Annotated in this window: 20 protein-coding genes; 10 read left to right on the top strand and 10 right to left on the bottom strand. The window is 50.7% G+C overall.

Translation table 11 applies throughout. The features are described 5' to 3' along the window. Positions 1-13 precede the first annotated feature (13 nt). On the top strand, positions 14-457 hold the full coding sequence (locus ACXAGQ_RS22980) for a PACE efflux transporter (protein ID WP_475257074.1): 444 nt from the start codon (positions 14-16) through the stop codon (positions 455-457). On the opposite strand, the gene araC is transcribed toward ACXAGQ_RS22980, so the two are convergent. From araC to ACXAGQ_RS22955, 5 genes are read right to left on the bottom strand one after another with little or no spacing between them, the layout of a single operon-like run. Further along, entirely contained in the window at positions 454-1,293 is an 840-nt protein-coding gene (araC, locus tag ACXAGQ_RS22975) for an arabinose operon transcriptional regulator AraC (RefSeq protein ID WP_475257072.1), read from the bottom strand. The two genes, ACXAGQ_RS22980 and araC, sit on opposite strands and share 4 nt — an antisense overlap. Before the next feature lie 37 nt (positions 1,294-1,330). Further along, positions 1,331-1,849: a hypothetical protein gene (locus ACXAGQ_RS22970; protein WP_475257071.1), complete on the bottom strand. Its 519-nt coding sequence runs from the start codon at positions 1,847-1,849 to the stop codon at positions 1,331-1,333. A gap of 48 nt (positions 1,850-1,897) precedes the next feature. Continuing rightward, positions 1,898-3,391: an L-arabinose isomerase gene (gene araA / locus ACXAGQ_RS22965; RefSeq protein WP_475257069.1), complete on the bottom strand. Its 1,494-nt coding sequence runs from the start codon at positions 3,389-3,391 to the stop codon at positions 1,898-1,900. Continuing rightward, positions 3,391-4,140, bottom strand: coding sequence for an L-ribulose-5-phosphate 4-epimerase (locus tag ACXAGQ_RS22960; RefSeq protein ID WP_475257067.1), 750 nt, complete (start codon positions 4,138-4,140; stop codon positions 3,391-3,393). The genes araA and ACXAGQ_RS22960 overlap by 1 nt, the downstream gene beginning before the upstream one ends. Continuing rightward, positions 4,133-5,833 carry a ribulokinase gene (locus ACXAGQ_RS22955; RefSeq protein WP_475257066.1) on the bottom strand — a complete coding sequence of 567 codons (1,701 nt, stop codon included), beginning with the start codon at positions 5,831-5,833 and terminating at the stop codon, positions 4,133-4,135. Before ACXAGQ_RS22955 ends, ACXAGQ_RS22960 begins: the two co-directional genes overlap by 8 nt. A 369-nt stretch (positions 5,834-6,202) precedes the next feature. Between ACXAGQ_RS22955 and ACXAGQ_RS22950 the strand changes: the two genes are divergently transcribed. Genes ACXAGQ_RS22950 through araH form a run of 3 tightly spaced genes read left to right on the top strand, consistent with a single transcriptional unit; the run spans position 6,203 to position 9,781 of the window. Beyond that, complete coding sequence (locus ACXAGQ_RS22950) at positions 6,203-7,204, top strand: arabinose ABC transporter substrate-binding protein (RefSeq protein WP_475257064.1); 1,002 nt, start codon at positions 6,203-6,205, stop codon at positions 7,202-7,204. 58 nt (positions 7,205-7,262) lie between these two features. Continuing rightward, entirely contained in the window at positions 7,263-8,777 is a 1,515-nt protein-coding gene (araG, locus tag ACXAGQ_RS22945; protein WP_475257062.1) for an L-arabinose ABC transporter ATP-binding protein AraG, read from the top strand. 14 nt (positions 8,778-8,791) lie between these two features. Further along, entirely contained in the window at positions 8,792-9,781 is a 990-nt protein-coding gene (araH, locus tag ACXAGQ_RS22940) for an L-arabinose ABC transporter permease AraH (RefSeq protein ID WP_475257061.1), read from the top strand. Between the two features lie 127 nt (positions 9,782-9,908). Here araH and ACXAGQ_RS22935 read toward each other — a convergent pair whose 3' ends face one another. The 3 genes from ACXAGQ_RS22935 to ACXAGQ_RS22925 form a co-directional block, all read right to left on the bottom strand. Next, a complete protein-coding gene (locus ACXAGQ_RS22935; RefSeq protein WP_475257438.1) occupies positions 9,909-10,769 on the bottom strand; it encodes a Cof-type HAD-IIB family hydrolase in 861 nt (286 codons plus the stop codon). 173 nt (positions 10,770-10,942) lie between these two features. Beyond that, positions 10,943-12,136: an acetate/propionate family kinase gene (locus ACXAGQ_RS22930; RefSeq protein WP_475257059.1), complete on the bottom strand. Its 1,194-nt coding sequence runs from the start codon at positions 12,134-12,136 to the stop codon at positions 10,943-10,945. Between the two features lie 394 nt (positions 12,137-12,530). Then, positions 12,531-13,442 carry a LysR family transcriptional regulator gene (locus tag ACXAGQ_RS22925; protein ID WP_475257057.1) on the bottom strand — a complete coding sequence of 304 codons (912 nt, stop codon included), beginning with the start codon at positions 13,440-13,442 and terminating at the stop codon, positions 12,531-12,533. Positions 13,443-13,544: 102 nt separating this feature from the next. Here ACXAGQ_RS22925 and ACXAGQ_RS22920 point away from each other — a divergent pair, with 102 nt between their 5' ends. Both ACXAGQ_RS22920 and ACXAGQ_RS22915 read left to right on the top strand, forming a co-directional pair. After that, the gene (locus ACXAGQ_RS22920) at positions 13,545-14,477 is read left to right on the top strand and encodes a Rossmann-fold NAD(P)-binding domain-containing protein (protein ID WP_475257056.1); all 933 of its coding nucleotides are present in this window, start codon (positions 13,545-13,547) and stop codon (positions 14,475-14,477) included. Between the two features lie 203 nt (positions 14,478-14,680). Beyond that, positions 14,681-15,643, top strand: coding sequence for a helix-turn-helix transcriptional regulator (locus tag ACXAGQ_RS22915; RefSeq protein WP_475257055.1), 963 nt, complete (start codon positions 14,681-14,683; stop codon positions 15,641-15,643). Positions 15,644-15,728: 85 nt separating this feature from the next. On the opposite strand, the gene ACXAGQ_RS22910 is transcribed toward ACXAGQ_RS22915, so the two are convergent. Next, positions 15,729-16,391, bottom strand: coding sequence for a CatB-related O-acetyltransferase (locus tag ACXAGQ_RS22910; RefSeq protein WP_475257054.1), 663 nt, complete (start codon positions 16,389-16,391; stop codon positions 15,729-15,731). A 73-nt stretch (positions 16,392-16,464) separates the two neighbouring features. On the opposite strand from ACXAGQ_RS22910, the gene ACXAGQ_RS22905 reads away from it, so the two are divergent. Both ACXAGQ_RS22905 and yieH read left to right on the top strand, forming a co-directional pair. Beyond that, positions 16,465-16,938, top strand: a complete 474-nt coding sequence (locus ACXAGQ_RS22905) for a hypothetical protein (protein WP_475257052.1) — start codon at positions 16,465-16,467, stop codon at positions 16,936-16,938. A gap of 161 nt (positions 16,939-17,099) precedes the next feature. After that, entirely contained in the window at positions 17,100-17,768 is a 669-nt protein-coding gene (gene yieH, locus ACXAGQ_RS22900) for a 6-phosphogluconate phosphatase (protein WP_475257050.1), read from the top strand. 59 nt (positions 17,769-17,827) lie between these two features. Here yieH and ACXAGQ_RS22895 read toward each other — a convergent pair whose 3' ends face one another. Continuing rightward, positions 17,828-19,162: a tetratricopeptide repeat protein gene (locus ACXAGQ_RS22895; protein WP_475257049.1), complete on the bottom strand. Its 1,335-nt coding sequence runs from the start codon at positions 19,160-19,162 to the stop codon at positions 17,828-17,830. A gap of 250 nt (positions 19,163-19,412) precedes the next feature. On the opposite strand from ACXAGQ_RS22895, the gene ACXAGQ_RS22890 reads away from it, so the two are divergent. Together ACXAGQ_RS22890 and ACXAGQ_RS22885 are read left to right on the top strand one after the other, a co-directional pair. Next, positions 19,413-19,841 carry a DUF3302 domain-containing protein gene (locus ACXAGQ_RS22890; RefSeq protein ID WP_475257047.1) on the top strand — a complete coding sequence of 143 codons (429 nt, stop codon included), beginning with the start codon at positions 19,413-19,415 and terminating at the stop codon, positions 19,839-19,841. Beyond that, on the top strand, positions 19,841-20,971 hold the full coding sequence (locus tag ACXAGQ_RS22885) for an HlyD family secretion protein (protein WP_475257045.1): 1,131 nt from the start codon (positions 19,841-19,843) through the stop codon (positions 20,969-20,971). Before ACXAGQ_RS22890 ends, ACXAGQ_RS22885 begins: the two co-directional genes overlap by 1 nt. Positions 20,972-21,341: the final 370 nt, after the last annotated feature.

The raw sequence follows: 21,341 nt of genomic DNA, 5'->3' as shown, positions 1-21,341 counted from the left end.
AGGAGATAGATTAATGGGTGCTATTGAGCGCGTGTTCCACGCCGTATTATTTGAGGTGCTGGCGGTATCGCTGTCGATTGTGTTGCTGATGACTTTTACTGACCATGAAGTCGGAGCGCTATCAGGAACCATGATAATTATCGCGACGATCGCCATGGCCTGGAACTTTGTCTTCAATTGGATATTCGATAAGTTTTTCCCGGGCGACAAAACCCAGCGCACCATCGCAATGAGAATCTTCCATGTGATTTTGTTCGAGCTGGGGCTGCTGGTGCTGACCATCCCTGTCATGGCTGTGATATTGGGGGTGAGCCTGTACCAAGCGCTGATCATGGACATTGGTGTGACGGTGTTTATTACTATTTATGCCTTCGTATTTAACTTTATCTACGACCATATTAGAGCTGTAATTTTACGCAGACAAAAATCGACTCGACCTAGAGTGGCAGTTAGCTAGCTGATCTGTTCTCTGTAGATTTTGGGGCTGATCCCAGCCTTGCGCTTAAACACACGAGAGAAGTAAAGCGGATCGGTAAAGCCAACGATCCGCCCTATATGGTTTATGGAGTAGTTGGTGGTTACCAAAAGCTGCTTAGCTCGACTAATGCGTTGATCATCCCGCCACTGGGTTACGGTAATCCCTACTTCATCACTGAACAGGTGGCCTAAACGCGAGGCGGACAGACAGGTATGTGTCGCTATATCTTCCAATGTGAAATTTTGATGGAGGTTTTGCGTCATATAGTTCATCGCCTCAATCACCCGCGGGTCAAGCGGCTTACTGATCACATCCGGCTGAATGGACTTGCAGCGGAGTAATAGCTGCTCTAGCAGGTTTAGCGCCAAGTCATTACGAAAAGGCATGTTGGATTTGGCAATATATTCGATATCGATGAACAGGCGCTCAATTAATTCGAGATCACAGCGATCCATTCCCCGGGTAAGAAAGACTCCATTTCGCTGATCCTGCCAGCTTAGCCAGTCATTCCAAAAAGCCCGCGGGCGAAAATAGACCCAGCGGTGGAACCACGAAGCACAATCTTTCTTGCGGTGATAATAATGGGCGGCACTAGGAGGAAATAACAGTAAATCACCGGATTTGACATCAAAAGCCTGATCACCATGGAAAATCGTCCCTTCCCCCTGGCTAGTAATATTGATGATGTAACCCTTCATCCCGTCGGGACGATCAATGGCGTAATCCAGCTCGTCTCCTTCAATAATCGGCGTCAAACCAGCAACAAGGTGAGCATCAAAATTATAACCGGGCTTTAGCGGATCGTCGTTTTGCATGATTTTCCTGTCTTGTTTTGATCGCAGTGTAATCTGCCTAAGACAGTGTTTCGTCGGTATCCCTCACATTTTCAAGCACCACCCACTGACGAGCACAAAAAGCTTCAAGATAAACGTCAGTTTTCGCGATTTTGGTCAAATCATCACTGGGCTGGCCGTCGTGCTGGCGATACCAGCCGGCCAATCTCTTTCCTTTCCCAGTTTTGCTTGCATCTATCACATGGCACACATCAAGCCGAGTAGGGACAGCATTGCGGGCCAAATACTCAATAGCCAGTCCCCGCTCGGTAAAAGAATAATTCAAATTGAGCGACAAGGTATCGGTGTGGTAAAGCTGACACCATAGCTCAAGGCGCTGTGTTTTATGGCGATAATGCCAATTGATATCTTCGAGTGACAACCGCCGGCCGTTGTTTACGACCTCAAGCACACCGCTATAGCAGGTCACACCGTCAAATTGCAATTCGAAATCAGCCAGGTTTGCTAAGTGCAGCCTGAGTGTCCACTGCCCCTGGCTCATTTCAACCGTTCGCTTTCGGTCAGGAAGGTTTTTCACAACAACACTCCGAGTGTGCTCCCTCGCGGGAGCACTGTTTGGCAAGAGCTAACCAATACGATAATAGACACTATTATTGCGCAGCTCCTGCTTGAATTGGCGCAAGTGGGTACTGTTGTCGATCACCGCCAGCTCAATGCCTAGCATCTCTGCATAATCGGTTAGCATGGCCAGCGTTACGGCCTGGCTGTAGACGGTATGATGCGCGCCACCGGCATGGATCCAGGCTGCAGCAGCGGTGCTAAGGTTGGGTTGCGGCTCCCACAGAGCATGGGCTACCGGTAACCGGGGTAAAGACTGAGCCGGCGCTACGGTATCGACCAAGTTGACAATCATCCGGAAACGTTCACCCAAATCAATGATTGACACATTCAACGCTTCCCCTTCCTGACCGCTGAAAATCAGACGTGGAATATCACAGTTACACCCTATAGTATGACGGTGGATCTGCAATTTAGGCTTTGCTGCCGCGATACTCGGGCACACTTCTAGCATATGGGCGCCCAGCACCTGATCCGTAGCGCCAAAGTTATAGGTATAGTCCTCCATAAAAGAGGTACCGCCTACCTTGCCTTGCCCCATCACTTTCATGATGTGTGTCATCGCTGCCGTCTTCCAGTCGCCTTCGCCGCCATAGCCAAACCCCTTCGCCATCAAACGTTGGGTTGCCAGCCCCGGCAGGTTGGTTAAGCCAGACAGGTTCTCAAACGTATTGGTAAACGCCCCTGCACCTACCGTCGTCAGGAAAGACTCTATCCCCAGCTCCAGACGTGCTTCTTGCACCAGCAGCTTCTTCTGTTCGGGGTTATTAATCAGCTCCGCCGACATGTCGTATGTCGATGCATATTCGTCTAACAAGTGGTTGACTTCACCGTCTGCAACAGCATTGACAGATTCGCTCAATTCACCTAAACCGTAACCGTGGACTTCGTACCCAAACTGAATTTGAGCGGAAACTTTGTTGCCCTCAGTAACAGCAACCTGGCGCATATTGTCACCGAAGCGTACAACCTTCAGTGCCTGCCCAGCCTGTACTCCGATCGCTGCGCGGCACCAATCATCAATGTCCTGATGCACCTGCGGGTTTTGCCAATGCCCTACGACCACTTTGCGCTCAATGTTCAAACGGCTGCCAATAAAGCCAAACTCACGGCAACCATGGGCACTCTGGTTGAGGTTCATGAAATCCATGTCGATTTCATCCCACGGCAAGGCGGCATTAAACTGGGTATGTAAATGCAAAAACGGCTTGTTCAGCTGGGTCAAACCGGCTATCCACATTTTTGCCGGCGAGAAGGTATGCATCCACAGCATCAACCCGACACAATTGGGGTCATTATTCGCGGCACGACACACGGCCAAAATCTCATCCGGTGTTTTCACCGTCCCCTTATTGGTTATTGCGACAGAAATACCCTCGGCGGCATTCAGGCCTAGGACAATCTCTTCACTGTCATTAGCCACACTACGCAGCACTTGAGGGCCATACAAGTGCTGAGAACCCGTTACAAACCATACTTGTTTTTCATTGAACGTCTCCATTATGCTTCCTTATTTTTGGTTTGGCCGTAGTAAGCATTGGCGCCGTGCTTGCGCGAATAGTGCTTGTCCAATAGTGCCTGATTAAGAGAACTGACACCGGCATTGATCTGAAGTGTCTGCAGCGCCATGCCAGCAACAACTTCGACTACCACGGCATTGTGGACGGCCTGATGGGGATCTTTACCCCAGGTAAAGGGCGCATGCTCTTTGACCAAGATCCCAGGAGAGGCCATCACATCTGCATCAGCAATGGCTTCCACGATGACTTTGCCTGTATTGAGCTCGTAATCATTGGCAATTTCCTGTTTGGTCAGGGCTCGGGTACAGGCGATCGGGCCATAGAAGTAGTCGGCATGGGTCGTGCCCAGTGCAGGAATTGCCCTGCCCGCCTGCGCCCACGCAGTAGCCTGTGGCGAATGGGTATGGACGATGCCACCGATAGCCGGGTATTGACGGTACAATGTTAAGTGTGTGGCTGTATCAGAAGACGGGTTGAGCTCACCCTCGACCACATGGCCTTGCAAATCAACCACCACCATGTTGTCGGCACTAAGTTCAGCGTATTCCACGCCACTGGGCTTAATCACCACTAAACCTGACTCGCGGTCGATACCCGATACATTGCCCCACGTGAAGGTCACCAATTGGTGACGCTGCAGATCCATATTGGCCTGCCAAACCTGATGGCGCAGTGTTTGCAGGCGCCTGACTGTTGATTCGAGCTTATTCCATTGAGTATGTTCAGACATCTTGGCGCTCCTGTGCCTGATGGAATTCGGCGATTTGCTCCATACCCTGCCCCAGCTGGCGATAGGTTGCATAACGCTGGGCACGAAGAGGCTGAACGCCTGGGTTAGGAATATAGGTCTGGCGGATCGGACTAGCCATCACAGCTTGCGCTGACGCGGTATCTGGGTAGACACCAGCACAAACAGCGGCAAAAATGGCAGCCCCCAGCGCACAACATTGATCGGACTCGACGACAATGATTTCCCGGCCGATGACATCAGCGCACATCTGCATCACATAGGGTGACTTCTGGGCGATACCACCAATGGCTATCACGCGCTCCACCGTCATCCCCTGCTCGATGAAACAGTCAACTATCGCTTTGGCACCATGGGCAGTCGACTCAACCAGAGCGGCAAAAATGGCAGGGGCATTACTGCCCAGATTCAGATCACAAACCGCGCCCTTGAGTCGCTGGTTGGCGTAAGGGGTTCGCCGGCCATTAAGCCAGTCCATGGCGACAGGAGAGGATTGCTCGATGCCTTGCTGCTGTGCGGCTTCAGATAGCAGCGGTAGCATGTCGGCAGCCAGTGCCTCTGCGGTGGGGGCAAACTCCGGATTGCGCTCGGTGTAAGCCAGCAGCGGCCACATCAGCACATTCTTGAACCATGCATACATATCGCCGAAAGCAGACTGGCCAGCTTCCAGTGCCAGTAGTCCGGGCATTGCACTCCCGTTGACCTGCCCGCAAATACCATGAATGGTTCGATCGGACACCTCCTCGGCGTCCACCATCAGGATGTCACAGGTCGAAGTACCGATAACCTTAACCAAATCGTTGGCTCCTGCTCCGGCTCCCACCGCGCCCATATGGCAGTCAAATTCACCAATGGCAATGGCGATCCCTTGCGGCAAACCCAATTTATCAGCCCAGTCCTGAGCAAGGTGGCCTGCCGCTTGATCGGATGTGAACACCTCGCTAAACATGTGCTCGCGCAAACCGGCCAGCGTTGGTGAAATAGCATTTAGGAAATGCTGGTCTGGCAACCCACCCCAGCTCTCGTGCCACATCGCTTTGTGGCCGGCGGCACATATGCTTCGGCGTAGCTTGGCCGGGTGCTGACTACCGGAAAGGATTGCCGGCACCCAGTCACACAACTCAACCCAGCTATAGGCATGCTCGGCAACCCGTTCATCCTGCTCGCTCACCCATGCAGCTTTTGCCCAGAGCCATTCAGAAGAGTACCTGCCGCCAATATAGCGGGTGTAATCTGGATACTGCCCGGAGTGAGCCAGCTCGTTGATGAGATCTGCCTTAGCAACAGAAGTATGATCTTTCCACAGCACGAACATGGCGTTGGGGTTGTGTTCGAACTCCGGCAGCAGGGCCAGGACGTTTCCGTTTTCATCAATCGGCGCAGGTGTCGAGCCCGTAGTATCGACCCCGATCCCGACAACGGATTCAGCCACTGCCCGAGGGACGTCGGCCACCACGATCTGGATAGCCTGCGTCATAGCATCCAAGTAATCTTGTGGGTGCTGGCGAAATTGCGACTTCGCAGGCTGGCAGTATAACCCTTTCATCCAGCGCGAATAGTTCACCACCGAGGACGCCACTTCCACTCCCGTGTCAGCATTAACAATAAGCGCACGTACGGAATCCGAACCAAAGTCCAAACCAATCACATGATGCTGTGTCTTTGTTGTCTCCATAACCACTCCAACTCTTTGGGCAAGCAAATTTAACTACTTGTTGTTATAGCTAGAGAGAACAGTGAATCACATAAATAACACCGCTATATTTATGGACAAAATCGCCACCGCCAATTATATGTGCTGTGATTAACAAATTTCGTAACATAGCCACAAGACATAAATTGATGGCAAAAATCACCAAAACGCACATCAAACAAGCAAAATACAGCTCAAGCATTTCTTTTGAGATCTAACTCATAGCTTCCACTGCTAAATACATGGACTTAATCGCTACATTTTCTGACTGTGATTGTTGTCACTAACAAACCCTCAAATATCCACAAAGATGGTCACTGAACACTCACCTCTACCAGTGGATGGAAGACAATGAAAATAAAAAAACTACTTACAATTGCTGCCCTGTCTGGCTTTACGATGCTAAGTGCGTCTGCAAGCGCTTTTTTTGGCTCGAGTGACGATAATCTGCGACTGGGTTACCTAGTCAAGCAGCCGGAAGAGCCATGGTTCCAAACAGAATGGTCTTTCGCGGAGAAGGCTGGTGAACAATATGGCTTTGAAGTCATCAAGATGGCCGTGCCTGATGGTGAAAAAACCCTGAACGCGATTGACACATTGGCAGCCAGTGGTGCTAAAGGCTTTGTCATCTGTACCCCCGATCCGAAACTTGGCCCTGCCATTATGGCCAAAGCCAACAGCTATGGCCTGAAGGTCGTCACGGTGGATGATCAGTTCCTCAACGCCAAGGGCGAGCCAATGACAAATGTGCCTTTGGTAATGATGGCGGCCAGCGAAATCGGCTACCGCCAAGGAACCGAGCTCTATGCTGAGATGCAAAAACGCGGCTGGGATGCATCACAAACCGGTGTCATGGCCATTACAGCCGATGAACTTGATACAGCCCGCCGCCGAGTCGATGGCTCGATCAAAGCGCTACAGGAAGCTGGATTCCCTGCCGCTCAAATTTATCGCGTACCAACCAAATCCAATGACATCCCAGGGGCACTCGATGCTGCCAACTCACTGCTTGTCCAGTACCCCACAGTCAAACAATGGATGGTTGTCGGTATGAACGACAACACCGTACTAGGCGGTGTCCGGGCGACTGAAGGACAGGGCTTCGCTGCTGAGAATGTCATTGGTATCGGCATCAACGGCGTGGATGCCGTCAATGAGTTGGCCAAGTCCAGCGCAACCGGCTTTTACGGTTCACTGCTGCCGAGCCCAGACGTTCACGGCTTCAAGAGTATCGAATCGCTCTACCATTGGGTGAAAGACGATGTGCAGCCTGAGAAGTTCGTGGAAGTCACCGACGTTGTATTGATCACCCGTGAAAACTTCCGTGATGAACTGGAGAAAAAAGGTCTTTAAGTTAGACGCGGCGGCAGTTTCCTTGCCGCCGTTTTCGTTGTAAACGGAGAAATAAATCATGGAAAATTCCCCTTCTTATCTCGAGTTTCGCAATATCTCGAAGCATTTCCCCGGGGTAAAAGCACTCAGTAACATCAGCTTTCGGGCCAACAAAGGCAGCATCCATGCTTTGATGGGCGAGAATGGCGCGGGAAAATCAACCCTGCTCAAAACCCTCAGTGGTTTGTACCTGCCTACCGAGGGTGATTTGATCGTCGACGGTAAGCCCCTGTCAATCAACTCGGCGACTGACGCACTCAACCAAGGCATTGCCATCATTTATCAAGAACTCAATCTCGTCCCGGAATTAAGTGTGGCAGAGAATATTTACCTAGGGCAGATGCCGACCAAGGGCGGTAAAGTGGACACCGAGACCCTGAACGCCCGGGCTCGGGAGCAGCTTCTGCGATTAGGGGAAGATTTCGATCCATCTCGTCCGCTGAAGGAGTTTTCCATCGGCCAATGGCAAATGGTAGAGATAGCCAAAGCGCTAAGCCGAAACGCTCAGATCATCGCTTTCGATGAGCCCACCAGTAGTCTGTCGCAGCGTGAGATCCAAAACTTATTCAAAGTGATCCGCGAGCTGCGAGATGACGGAAAAATCATCCTCTATGTATCACACCGAATGGAGGAAATTTTTGAGCTGTGCGATGCCATAACGATTTTCAAAGACGGTACCCATGTCCAGACATTCGATGAACTGTCCTCCCTAACCCACGACAGACTGGTCGAGCTAATGGTCGGGCGGGAAATAAATGATATTTACAACTACTGTCCACGCCCTTTGGGTAGCACCGGCCTGCGGCTTGAAAACCTGGAAGGAAAAGGGTTAACGACACCGGTTAACCTGAATGTTCGCCAGGGTGAAATCCTGGGCTTGTTTGGTCTGGTCGGCGCAGGCCGGACAGAACTCATGCGCCTTATTTTCGGTGCCGAGAGGGCCCAGGCAGGGCAAGTGTACATCCATGACCAGCCGACTACCATCAAAAACCCGCAACAGGCCATCAATGCCGGTATCACCCTGTGTCCTGAAAACCGAAAATCGGACGGTATCGTACCGATACTCTCGGTTGCGGAAAACACCAATATCAGCGCCCGCCCCTGGCATTTAAAGCTCGGTAGCCTGATTGACTTTTTGTGGGAGAAAACCAACGCCGAGCTGCAGCGCAATGCGCTCAAAATCAAAACCGCCTCGCTACAACAGTCAATAGGCCAACTGTCGGGCGGCAACCAGCAAAAGGTGATCCTCGGCCGCTGGCTGTCCACCGAGATGAAAGTGATCCTATTGGATGAGCCGACCCGAGGTATCGACGTTGGCGCCAAATCAGAAATTTACGAATTAATCTTTAACCTGGCAGAACGGGGGGTAACAGTGCTTGTTGTCTCGAGCGACTTGCCCGAGGTACTGGGGATCTCAGACCGGGTGATGGTCATGAAAGAAGGCGCTGTTACCGGAGAACTACAGCGTCATGACTTCAAAGAGCACGTCGCCCTCAGCCTTGCCATGCTGGGCCACAGCCAAACTGCCGCATAAAGAGGAAATTACATATGTCCGTAACAAGTTCGACCAAAGTACTGGAGCAAAAAAGCACCAAGCCTGCATTTAACTTTGCCGGAATATGGGACCGGTTTGGCATGCTGATGGTATTTGCGGTTCTATTTTTACTGTGCTGCTTCTTCGTCCCCTATTTCGCTACCTTCATCAATATGAAAGGGCTAGGGCTAGCAATTTCAATGAGTGGAATGGTGGCGTGTGCCATGCTGTTTTGCCTAGCATGCGGCGATCTCGATCTGTCCGTGGCATCGGTGATTGCCTGCTCAGGAGTAGTGACAGCGGTTGCGATCAACGCCACCAGCAGCGTGGTACTTGGGATTGGCGCTGGCCTGCTTTCAGGCGTCGCATTCGGCCTGCTCAATGGATTTGTGATTGCCAAGCTACAAATCAATGCGTTGATCACCACGCTTGCCACCATGCAAATTGCCCGCGGCCTGGGTTATATCATCTCAGACGGTAAAGCCGTGGGGATCACCGAGGAGAGTTTTTTTGCCCTCGGCAACTCCTCACTACTGGGTATCCCAACCCCGGTCTGGTTGACCATCGCTACCTTTGCGGTGTTCGCGTTTTTGCTCAACCGCACTGTCTACGGCCGCAATACACTGGCAATCGGCGGTAACGAAGAAGCAGCCCGACTGGCGGGGGTCAACGTGGTAAAAACCAAGATGCTCATTTTTACCGTTTCGGGATTTATCTCAGCATTGGCCGGCGTGATCCTGGCTGCGCGCATGACCAGTGGCCAGCCGATGACTTCTGTCGGCTTTGAACTAGTCGTAATCTCAGCTTGTGTCTTGGGCGGGGTATCGCTCAAGGGGGGAATTGGTAAAGTATCGTACGTGATTGCTGGGGTGCTCATCCTAGGTACGGTTGAAAATGCCATGAACCTGTTAAATATGTCACCCTTTGCGCAGTATGTGGTCCGTGGTGCCATCCTTCTGGCGGCGGTTATCTTTGACCGTTATAAGCAAATGGCAAGGAGTTAACTCCGTTTAGCTCAGCTCATGAATCAGTCAGGATAAAATTAATCCACCTCATCTCCAAGGCAGCAACACAGGTAACTGTGGGCTGCCTTTTCCTCGCCACCCTCAAACTAAAGATCATCCCCACCAACTAAGGAAAATAGCACTTCAGCAATTTGGCCAAGCCATCACCATGGTTATCCGTTTCACAGATAATGTCGGCACTCTGCTTCACGGTAGGATCCGCCTGCTTCATCGCAATGCCCATACCCGCAATATCTAGCATCGAAATATCGTTAAAGTTGTCACCAGCAGCAACGATACTTCTGGTTTCTATCCCTAGCTGACGTGCATAGCGGGACAAGGCGTCACCCTTATTGTTGCCTTTTAATGCCAAGTCGATACGCGACTCCCCCGACCAAGCCCCCTCGAAATGATCTTCGATCCACGTTTGGTGCAAAAACACCTTTAGTCGTTCAGGTTCCCCTTCAACCACAAACTTCCATACGTAGTCCGTAACCTCGGCTAATGAGGCAAAGTTGTCAGTCTGATAGATATTCGGTTGGCTTTCTACCGGGAAGCTTTTTGCCCAGGCATCTAGCGGCTTCATGTAGGGGATGGGATCAGATAAGGAATAGGTCATGGCATCGGTAATATACATCACCATTTTCAGCCGGTGCTGTTCGGCAGATTGGATAAAGCGCTTTGCCAAGCCTTTATCAATCGCCTTTTGGTCTAACACCTTGTCTTGCTGATAATGGTATGTATAGGTGCCGTTGCAACAAATAATCGGCGTATCAAGCTTAAACTCATCGTAGTACGGTTTAGCGGCTGTGTGATGGCGCCCGGTAACAATGACAACGTGGCAGTGCGATTTAATACGATGAACAAAGTCCTTGATTGAGGGGTTTAGCTGATGGTTATCTTGAAGTGTTGTGCCATCCAAATCGAGTGCCAGTAGTTGATGCTTCACCGTCGAACCTTCATAAACACAGACAATATTACTGGCCATTTTATTGCGATTCACAGCACAATTCATTTGTCCCATGGCTCAAGTTTGATCACCCTCTATATTTGTCGCTTATTGTGCTCTAGCGGCATAAAAAAACCGCCAGCATATCTGCTGGCGGTTTCTATGTGTCTATGCGTAAGTGTCTATGCTGGAACTTGCGCAGGAACTTGCAATTAAGCGTGAAGCAGTTCCATTGACTCTTTAGCAATTACCCACTCTTCGTTGGTTGGGATAACCATTGCTGTTGGCGTGTTTGGCTTGGTGATGATACCTGCGTTGCCAAAGCGTGCTGCAGCGTTGCCTTCTTCGTCTTCACGGTAGCCGAAGATCTTCAGGTTCTCTAGGATCTTGCTACGGATTGGCTGAGAGTTCTCACCGATACCCGCTGTGAAGATGATAGCGTCTAGCTCGTCTAGCGCAACCATGTAAGAACCGATGTACTTAGCCACACGGTAGCAGAACAGTTCGAATGCTAGTGTTGCGCCTTCGTGGCCGTTTTCCATCGCTTCGATGATGCCACGACAGTCACTTGTAAGGCCAGATACACCTAGAAGACCAGACTTCTTGTTCAGCTCGTCGAAGACTTCTTCCTGAGACCAACCTTTCTTCAGTAGGAACTCAATGATACTTGGGTCAAGGTCACCACAGCGAGTGCCCATCATTAGACCTGCAAGCGGTGTGAAGCCCATGCTAGTGTCAACAGACTTGCCGTTCTTAATCGCACACACAGATGCGCCGTTACCTAGGTGAACAGAGATGAAGTTGCTCTCTTCAATTGGCTTATTAACCACCTTCGCCGCTTCAAGACTAACGTAGTAGTGGCTTGTACCGTGGAAACCGTAACGACGGATACCGTAGTCGTTGTATAGCTTCTGAGAGATAGCACCAGTGTATGCTTTAGCCGGCATTGTCTGGTGGAAAGCAGTATCGAATACCGCGTACTGAGACAGGCTTGGGAACGCCGTCATTGCAGCGCGCATACCGATAACGTGAGCAGGGTTGTGAAGAGGAGCCAGATCGCTCAGGTTGTCGATCTCTTCCAGTACAGCTTCGTCAATCTTAACTGTCTTAGTGAATTTCTCACCGCCGTGTACAACACGGTGACCGATTGCAACGATATCTTGCTTCATGCCTTGCTCTTCAAGCAGGGCAACGATGCGATCAACAGCCTGCTGGTGGTGGTTACCTTCAGCGTCAAGCTTGTGCTCGTGCTTCTCACCATCAATTTTCCAGCTAACGACAGCTTCAGGCATGCCGAAACACTCGCCAAGACCGCTCAGGGTCGCTTCGCCGCTTACAGTATCGATAAGGGCAAACTTAAGTGAAGAACTGCCAGAGTTGATTACAAGTACTAGAGAGTTGCTCATGGGTTATCTCATCAGATTAAATTGGTCTCAAGAACAATATGTTCCGTTACACGTCTATCCGGTCTGTTGACCTATCCAGAAGAAAAATGTGTGGAGCAGCATTATCTTCTGATTTATAGCTTTTGATTACATTATTCAATTTTTTTTGAATAACTCAACTTTTGTTTCGATAATTTTGAAAAAAATTGAAAATTCACTGGTTCAGATCAAGTTTAAAGCAACGAAAACGTTTTCGTGCGTCTATTTTGTAACCAGAGGCAACAAAAAAACACAAAGAAATGTTTATTCAGTTAAACAAATTATAGAAAAAACAAGAGGCAATCAGGCGAAAAAAGCCCCTCTGCAATAAAAAGGATATCTGCGAGCCATCTTTGGCTCCGCAAAATACACGTAACTAGCTGATTAACATTATTTTATCGTGTGCAGAACGGAACCACTCGCTGATGAAAGACATCAAGTGATGGATCCGGGGGTTGATATGGACATCACGGTGGCACACTAACCACCAATTGACATCCGGCAGGGTAATATCCGCCAGCGGGATCGGCTCCAGCTCAGGGTAACGCTCGGCGATTGAATGGAAGACGACCGCGATCCCCGACCCGGATCTTGCAAGCTCGAGCTGCATCTTGAAGCTATCGGTTCGGAAATTGAAATTGGACTTGCTTAATGAATTACCAAACTGGCTGGCCGTATCGATATATACCTGCTGCTGGTCATACCCGATGATCTGGTGGCTGCTGCTGTACATTTCCCGCACCGATGCAGGTTTGCCGTACTCTGCCAGGTAATCACGGTGTGCATAGAACCCAATCGCTTCACAGTGCAACAGGCTGACAACCAGATCAGGCTGCTCCGGCTTTACTTTGGAGATCACAACATCCGCTTCGCGCTTGTTCAGGTTGACACTTTTGTTTGCCACCAGCATTTCAATTTCAATATCGGGAAACTGACGTTTGAACTCGTTCAGCAGGGCTGGCATAAAATAAAAAGAGATCGTATCGCTGGCTGCCAGCCTCACATGCCCGGTATGCTTGTCACTGTGTGCAGACGCTTTGGTGATAAAACCATCAACACCTTTTGCTGTTTCCTTGGCTGCTTCGAGCAGCTCATTACCAACAAGGGTCAAGCCCAACCCCTGCGTTGAGCGGTCAAATAAGTTAAAACCGACTTTTTCTTCCAATGCTGATATATGCCTGCTGACCGTCGGCTGGGACATTCCCAGCTTCTGCGCGGCAGCAGACATACTTCCTTCTTCAGCAACAGCAAGAAAAATACGAATGCTGTCCCATTCCATGTTATGCATTCTCAAATACCCACTATGTGTTTTTATCTATTCACTATACCGTCAAAAGGCGCTTTACTATTGATTATGATTTTGAAATGAATCGCAAGGTTGGAGTTGAACATGAAAAGAGCCTTAGTTTTAGGTGCTGAGCATGAGATGGGGGCGCTGCTATGCCAGTCGCTTGCAAACTACGGTTGGCAAGTGACCGCTACCGTTGCCGACACCAGCCAACCTTTGCCTTTGTCGGCGAACCTCACGCTGGCAGAGCTCACCAAGCAAGATCATCGTTTATTCGATGCATTGGTTGCCGAAACCGACACCGTTTTCCTGCACCTGCCTGATCCTATCCTGGACAGGCGGGTGATTTTTTCGCTCAATGAAATCTTGACGCGGGTGATCCGGTTCCAGCGCAATCTTGTTATCACCACCAATGTGTATGATACCCGCCAGCCTTGGCTGGATAGTTTGATTTTTTGGCAAAAGAAAAAACCGGTCGACTTCGCCCTGCCGAAAAAAATACGACGCCAACTGGAAAATGCCGCAGCGGCCGGTGCCAATATCAAGGTGCTTTGTTATGGCCATGACCTGAACTTTTCCCACGGCCACAGCTACCTGGGGATCCTAGTAAAGGAAACCAGCCATAAACTTATCCTGCAATCACCCAGCGCCTATAGCGTCAATCACTACTGGACCTACCTGCCCGACTTGGCCGAGAACATAGCCCAGCAAATTACTGCTGAGCCTGATTTTCCCCAACCCATGGTTATCGACTACTACCCTGGGCACCAAGCGAGTATCAAAGATATCGCCCGCGGCCTTGCGCTTAGTACTGGCAAGCCGGTTACTGTCACCCCGCTCCACTGGACCGTGCTAGAAGCGATCTCGCTCTTTTCACCATTGTTCCGCCGCTTTATCAATATGCGTTCCCTATGGCAGCGTGGCGGGCAGTTGCCAAACCGCTCGTCGCACAAGCAACCTCCTATTATCAAACATACCCCGCTGGAACTCGCCCTGCAGAAAAGTTGGCGCCAGCTTAGGCATACGCCCTACTAATTTGTCGCCCGATGGTGATAACCGTTGCTGAACTGCTGCTTAAAGGGCGCCAAACTGTTTTCAGCCCGATCACACTTCCCGAATGATTTCGATGCGTTGTACCATTTAAATCAATACGATACTGGTTAAGATAGGCTGATAACCGAACCCACATGCCACAATTCCCCTGCGCATCCATGTCGATCCACAAAGGCTGGAGAGAGATGCTGCAAAAGGCTGCAAAGCAATTCGGCCTCGAGCCCAGCGATTACTTCCCTGATGAGACAGCCAGCGAGCGGATCCGGATTCACCCAGCCGATCTGCGCGCTTTCAGCGCCCGTTTCAACCAATTGTGCCAAGACAGCGGGGAGCCGCTCTTTCCGGCATTTGCCGCCAAGCATGTCTCGCCACTCACCTTCAGCTGCTATTCTCTGGCACTATGGACTGGCAATGATCTCAACAGTTTCATTCAGGATGCCTGCCAATACTGCATCGTGATAGGCTCACCCATCCGGCTCAAGCACCACATATCGCCAACAGGCAGCAGCGAGCTTTGGGTGATCAACCATGACCCCTTCAATGATAAGTCGAAAGTCTCTGATGGCGGGTTCATGATATATATCGCCACCCTCATCGAAATGATCCAGCAGACCACTGGCGGGTTGGAGAATTTGGTGCTGAAAATCACCCGCTGGCCGTTTCCCCAAGAACAACTGCAACAGTTCGAACTGTTGATGGGGTGTAAGATAGAAACCGGCTCGCCGATTTTAAAAATCTGCTTTCCTCGCGGTGCCACAAAAACCCGGCTAAAAAGCCGCGATCCCACTCTCTATTCCGTCACTATCCCTCCCCTGCGCCAGGCGGTTAGCCAGTTGGAGAACCACGATATCATCCTGCTGATCTACAAGCTGCTTGATAGCGAACCCAACCTGAAAGCCATCTCACGGGAGAAGATTGCAGCCGAGATGCTGATGAGTGTCAGAACACTCAACCGCCGGCTTGCCGTACTGGGCTCCAGCTACCGACAGGTCGTAGAGCAATATAAACTGGAAAAAGCCCTGCTGTTGCTCAGCCAGCCCAATATCAACCTAACCGATATTGCCTTCCGGCTCGGGTTTGCCGATCTCAGCAGCTTTTCCCGCGCCTTCAAAAGCTGGACCGGCCACAGCCCAACCCATTTCCTGTAGCTGTAAATGTGACTGTGAATGTGGCAGGCACGAAAAAACCGGCCAGCCAGCTGACCGGTTTTCATCTATAACTTAGAGCTCAGGCTTACTGTTCGAAATGCTGGTAGCGCTCGTGCAACGCATCGATATCGTTACTGCACATCACATCCATATTCGCCTGCAGTTGCTTAATCGACCAGTCCCACCATTTCATTTCCAGGAGTTTGGCAATATGCGCATCACTGAATCGTTTTTTGATCTCCTGGCCCGGATTGCCCACGATCACCGCATAGGGCGCAACATCCTTAGTCACCACAGCCCGAGCGCCAATCACCGCGCCGTCTCCGATGGTAACGCCCGGCATAATCACACATTCGCTGCCGATCCACACATCATTGCCAATAACCGTATCGCCCGCACGCTCAAAGCCTGATTTCACTTTATCGCCGAACTTACCGATATCGAAAGGAAAAGAAGATATCCAATCATGCCGGTGGCCCTGGTTGCCAGCCAGCATGAATGTCGCCCCGGATGCAATTGAGCAATACTTGCCAATGATCAGCTGGTCAACCTCGCCAAAGATCCCCGATTCCCATACCGCCCGGCTTGAGTGATCCCCCAGCAGGTAACGGACGCAGTGATCCTCGAAATGCTTGTCATGGTAATAACCAGAATAATACGTGTGCTCCCCGACTGATATATTCGGGTTCTTTACATGTTCCCTAACTTCATAGCCGCCAAGCCATGAAGGAAATATGGATGAAGTCATAGCCACCCCTTATAATTGTCACCACTGCCTCACCCGGCGCTTCCAACAAAAATATCAACACAGGTCTCCGCCCATGCAGACACCGCTCTATTCTGCCTACCTCGGTGAACTCTACGGCATTGCCTTTTTTACTACTTTTGCCAACAAGTATAGTGACGATCACCACATCCATAAATGGCAGCAGTTAATTAAAGTCGAGCAAATCACTGCAAAAAAACTGAAAACAGGATTAAACGCTATCGATATCGCCTGCCCAGACCACGATAGCGAAATGGAAGGCAAAGGCCAGCGTGACGCGGAAAAGTGGCTTGATCTAGAATGGCACGCCTTGGTTGATACCCTTGCCGATTGGGTTGAGCCCTATACCCTGCGATACCGCCAGCAGGCTGCCGCCGCGACCCAGCACCATGGCTTATACCAACTGGTGGCCGAGCACGAAGATGTGATCTGGGATTTCCTGCATGCGGAGCAGCAAGAAGCCGGCTCAGGCAGCACCTTGCTTGAAGCCTTCATTGCCAAACACAGCGCTACACCAATGCCGGCATAAACGCCGCGCCGCTGATAACCCCATCAATGCGCGTTGAATCAAATTATTCATGTCATTTTTTAGGCGGTTGGCGATGTAGCTAGCAAAACGCCAAACTCTGTATTGTCGAAATCGCAAGGCTGGATTAACAATCAAAGCAGCGTTATATACAGGATAAGAATATGAGTAAGGATCAGCCCTATCAAACCCGCTGCGTCATCTTTGACTGCGACGGCACCTTGGTAGACAGCGAACGGCTGTGTAACCAAGCATTAGTGAACATTTTTTCCCGGCTTGGCGGCGAACTGAGCCTTGATGAGTGTATCGAGCATTTCCAAGGCGGCAAGATTGTCGATATCCTCGCCGAAACCCGGCGCCGCACTGGGGTAACCGTGTCTATCGATACCCTAGAACCGATGTACCGGGAGGAATGCCGCAAGCTGTTCAATGCACACCTGACACCGATTGCGGGCGTGCCGGACTTGCTCGAGGAGCTCACCCAACTGGGGATCGATATGTGCATCGCCTCCAACGGCCCGGTGCACAAGATGGAACATACCCTCGGCCTAACCAACATGCTGCACTATTTCGAGGGTAGGCTATTTAGTGGTTTCGAAGCCAGCAGCTGGAAGCCGGATCCTGACTTGCTGCACTTTGCCGCGATGAATATGGGTTACCGGCTACAAGACTGTGTCTTTGTCGATGATACTGCACGCGGTGTCCAGGCCGGGCTCAATGCCGGGATCCCCACGTTCCATTACGCTGCCCCCCATGCACCTGAAATCAAAGACCCAAGGGTGATCACCCTGACAGAAATGCCGCAGCTACTGGACTATATCCGTGCCCAATAACCAAAAAGCCCGCTGGTGTTTAAACAACAGCGGGCCCATGCTATCAACGTGACCGTTGGTTAAGTCTTGTCTTTATTGTTTGCGCTCTTGGTGTGTTCCGCATTTGTTTTATCGCTGCCAGCCAGCAGGCTATCCCACGATGTCTGCCACGGCTGCTGCTGATAGCCCGACATGGCGGATTGAACCTGACTATTATCAACCCCAAAGGGCATTGCACTATCAGGTTTAGGATCTTTGACCTGCACCGCTTCAGCATCCGCTGGCACCTTTGATGATACGGTTTGCGCCTCTTTTGTTACCGGCTTCAATGTCGCCATTTCAGTTTCCAGCTCACCCAGCGCTAAGGCTTCGAGCATCTCGTCGGTTGGCCGGTAGCCCTTGCGGCCATAGAGCTTATCAAGCAAGGCGATCACCGAATGGGGCTCAAGTTCATCACCTTGCTTGAGCAATTTGTAGACCTTGTTTGCCACATTCTGTACCCCGAGGATAGTGTCAATATCGAGATACTGTACGACTTCGTCCCGGGCTTCCTTTGCCTGTTTGTAACCATTTACATACGCCAGGGAGTACCAGATATAAGCGACCGAGGCATCAGCCATCGTCTCCCTATTATGCATTTTCGCCACCAGCAACTGGGCTTCGCCTTCTCCCCGCTCAGCAGCCCGCTCCAGCCAGTAAGACGCCCGGCTGCTGTCCTTGCTCACCCCAATCCCGGCCTGATAGCAAAACGCAGTCTTCATAAAACCATTGATATCGCCCTGCTTAGCAGCACGGAAACGCCACAGGAAGGCTTCAAGCGGCTCATTCGGTTGTGAATACTCCGACAGATACCAGTCGCCAAGGAACAACATTGCCTCCAGCAGCTCTTTATCGGCAGCTTTGAGAATGTTGTCCAACCCGCCTTCTACATCCCTCTCGGTACCCTGGCCGCGGATCATCAACACGCCGAGCGAAAACAGCTCTTTGGCCTCGCCGCGCTTGGCTTTGACCACCTGCTCCCAGTACTGCGATTTGGCTTCGCCATCAGGATCGTCAATATCAGCACGGCACAAACGCGCCAAGGCATTCTGGGCAATAATATTGTCAAGCTTGGCCGCTTTTTCGTACCAGTTAATCGCCTCCCGGACGTTCGTGAGCTCATACTCCTTGGCTAAAGACAACTGGCTTGAAACATGGCCGGTCTTGGCCTTGAAGATTTTTTCTTCGCGCTCGGCTATCTTGGCTTTTTCCAGCACCTGCTGGTAACGGGCTTCTTTCTGCCGTTTCTCTTCTATCGACTGTTGCTGTTTACCCTGGGAAGTAAACACGCGATACAGGATCCACGCCAGTAGGCCCGCAGACAGGCCGGTTATAACCATTAGATAAGGCATATCCCCTCGACACTCAGTATTCATTTTTCCATGTTACCGAACACGGCTATGGTATTCGGTGAGGCCGCCCTCTTTATACAAAAAATCGTGGCCTTTCTTTCGCTAACTCTCTATATCGACCAATAACTCAATAACTGGAGGGTGAATTCCTTAAAAGCATAGCCCCACAGGGTATTATTTTTGTAGAAACTGCCTTAAATAAAGCCAACAAAAACAAGCATAAAAGTAAATCAGTGCTAAATTTGAATGTGATCACCAAGGACAAGGAGCAAGGATGTTTCTCGACTATTTTGCCTTGGGCGTATTGTGCTTTGTCGCGGTCTTCCTGTTTTACGGGATCATCGCCATTCACGATATCCCCTACGAAATCTCCAAAAAGCGCAACCACCCACACCAGGATGCCATCCACTACGCTGGCTGGGTCAGCCTGTTCACCCTGCATGCCTTATGGCCTTTTCTTTGGATCTGGGCCACTTTATGGCGTGAAGACAGGGGCTGGGGTTTTACCAAAATCCAGAACGAGCAAAACGAGCTGCACCATGAAATCCTGAAGCTCTCGGAGCAGGTCGAACACCTGACAGGGAAAGTGGCTGAGCTGGAAGTCATGCAGGCCAAAAATGGCACCGAGCCAAACTTGGGCACCAAGAACGCGGATACAAAAAAAGACAACTCAGGCAATAATTCGCAAGAGGGTGAGCACTAATGGATCTGTTACTCATTCTGACCTATGCCGCATTGTGTATTGCGGTGTTCAAGATATTCAACATCCCGCTTAACAAGTGGACAGTACCGACCGCAGTGCTCGGCGGTATTATCCTGATCGGCACCCTGATCTTGCTGATGAACTACAACCATCCGCACAGCAACATGGGCGGACAGTTTTATGTCACTACCCCCATTGTGACGGGTGTTAGGGGCAAAGTAGTGGAAGTCCCTGTTGAGGCCAATACCGCAGTCAAAAAAGGCGATGTGCTGTTTCGCATCGACCCGACCCCGTATGAAGCCGAAGTCCAATTGCAATTAGCGGCGCTGGCCGAAGCCAAGCAAAATGTGATGGGGCTGGAGGCTGCTTACCACGCTGCCAAAGCCAGCACCGAGCGAGCAGTCGCGGAACGGGACAGAACCCTGGTCCAGTTCCAGCGCTATGAAAAAGGCTACAAGCGTGGCGCTTTCACCAAGTCGGAAGTAGACAACCGCCGCCAGTTCTACCGTAGTGCGGAGGCATCGCTCTCTGCTGCCCGGGCCGAAGAACAGCGGGCAAAACTGGCCTACGAATCGCAAATAATGGGGGAGAATACCGCTATCGCCAAGGTACGCGCCCAGTTAATCCAAGCCCAGTTCAACCTTGAGGAGACTGTTGTGCATGCGCCTACCGCTGGCTATGTCACCCAGGTCACCTTGCGCCCGGGAATGATGGCCGTACCCTTGCCGCTCAAACCGGTCATGACGTTCGTCCACCAGGAGGAGCAGTTCTTTATCGGTGCATTCAGGCAAAATTCCTTGCTCAGGCTACGCCCCGGCTTCAAGGCGGATTTTATTTTCCGTGCCCTGCCCGGTAAGACATTTCAGGGAGAAGTTGTTGAAGTACTGCCCGCCATCGGCGAAAGCCAAATCCAGGCCTCTGGTGTCCTTTATGGCAGTGACCGGCTTCTTCGCCAAGGCCGCCCGTTGGTCAAATTAAAAATCACCGATGACCTGAGCGAGTACAACCTGCCGCAAGGGGCCAATGTCGAAATCGCCGTTTATTCAGACAGCTTCGAACATGTATCGGTTATGCGTAAGGTTCTGATCAGAATGAAAAGCTGGCAGAACTACCTGTTCCTTGATCATTGATCGTTAATCACTGATAAAGCAGTATCCCAGACAAAAAGAAGTTTTTTGCTTTAAACAGAGAGAAAAACACGAAATGCACTTGCAGTGCATTTCAAAAACGATTACTCAGTTAAAATAGAGGTGGCCCAGAGTAAGGGCCACCTAGCTAATGAGAAACTTAGCGAACACGTTTGTTTGCTATTTTCTTCCACTAGATACTCCCTTTCATTGCCGTGCCCTAGACTCAATCAATCCCACCGCGATCACACCTTAGCTAATTTAAATGCAGGATACTTAATCGTCAGTATATGCTTTTACTATTTGCCACTTATACAGAATTAGCATGTATCTTTTGCCAAACTTACAGGTAGAAGTGAACAATGAGGAAGTA

It is taken from the genome of Photobacterium sp. ABD4_091 (genome assembly GCF_056160145.1).
This window is presented reverse-complemented; position numbering and strand designations above follow the sequence as displayed.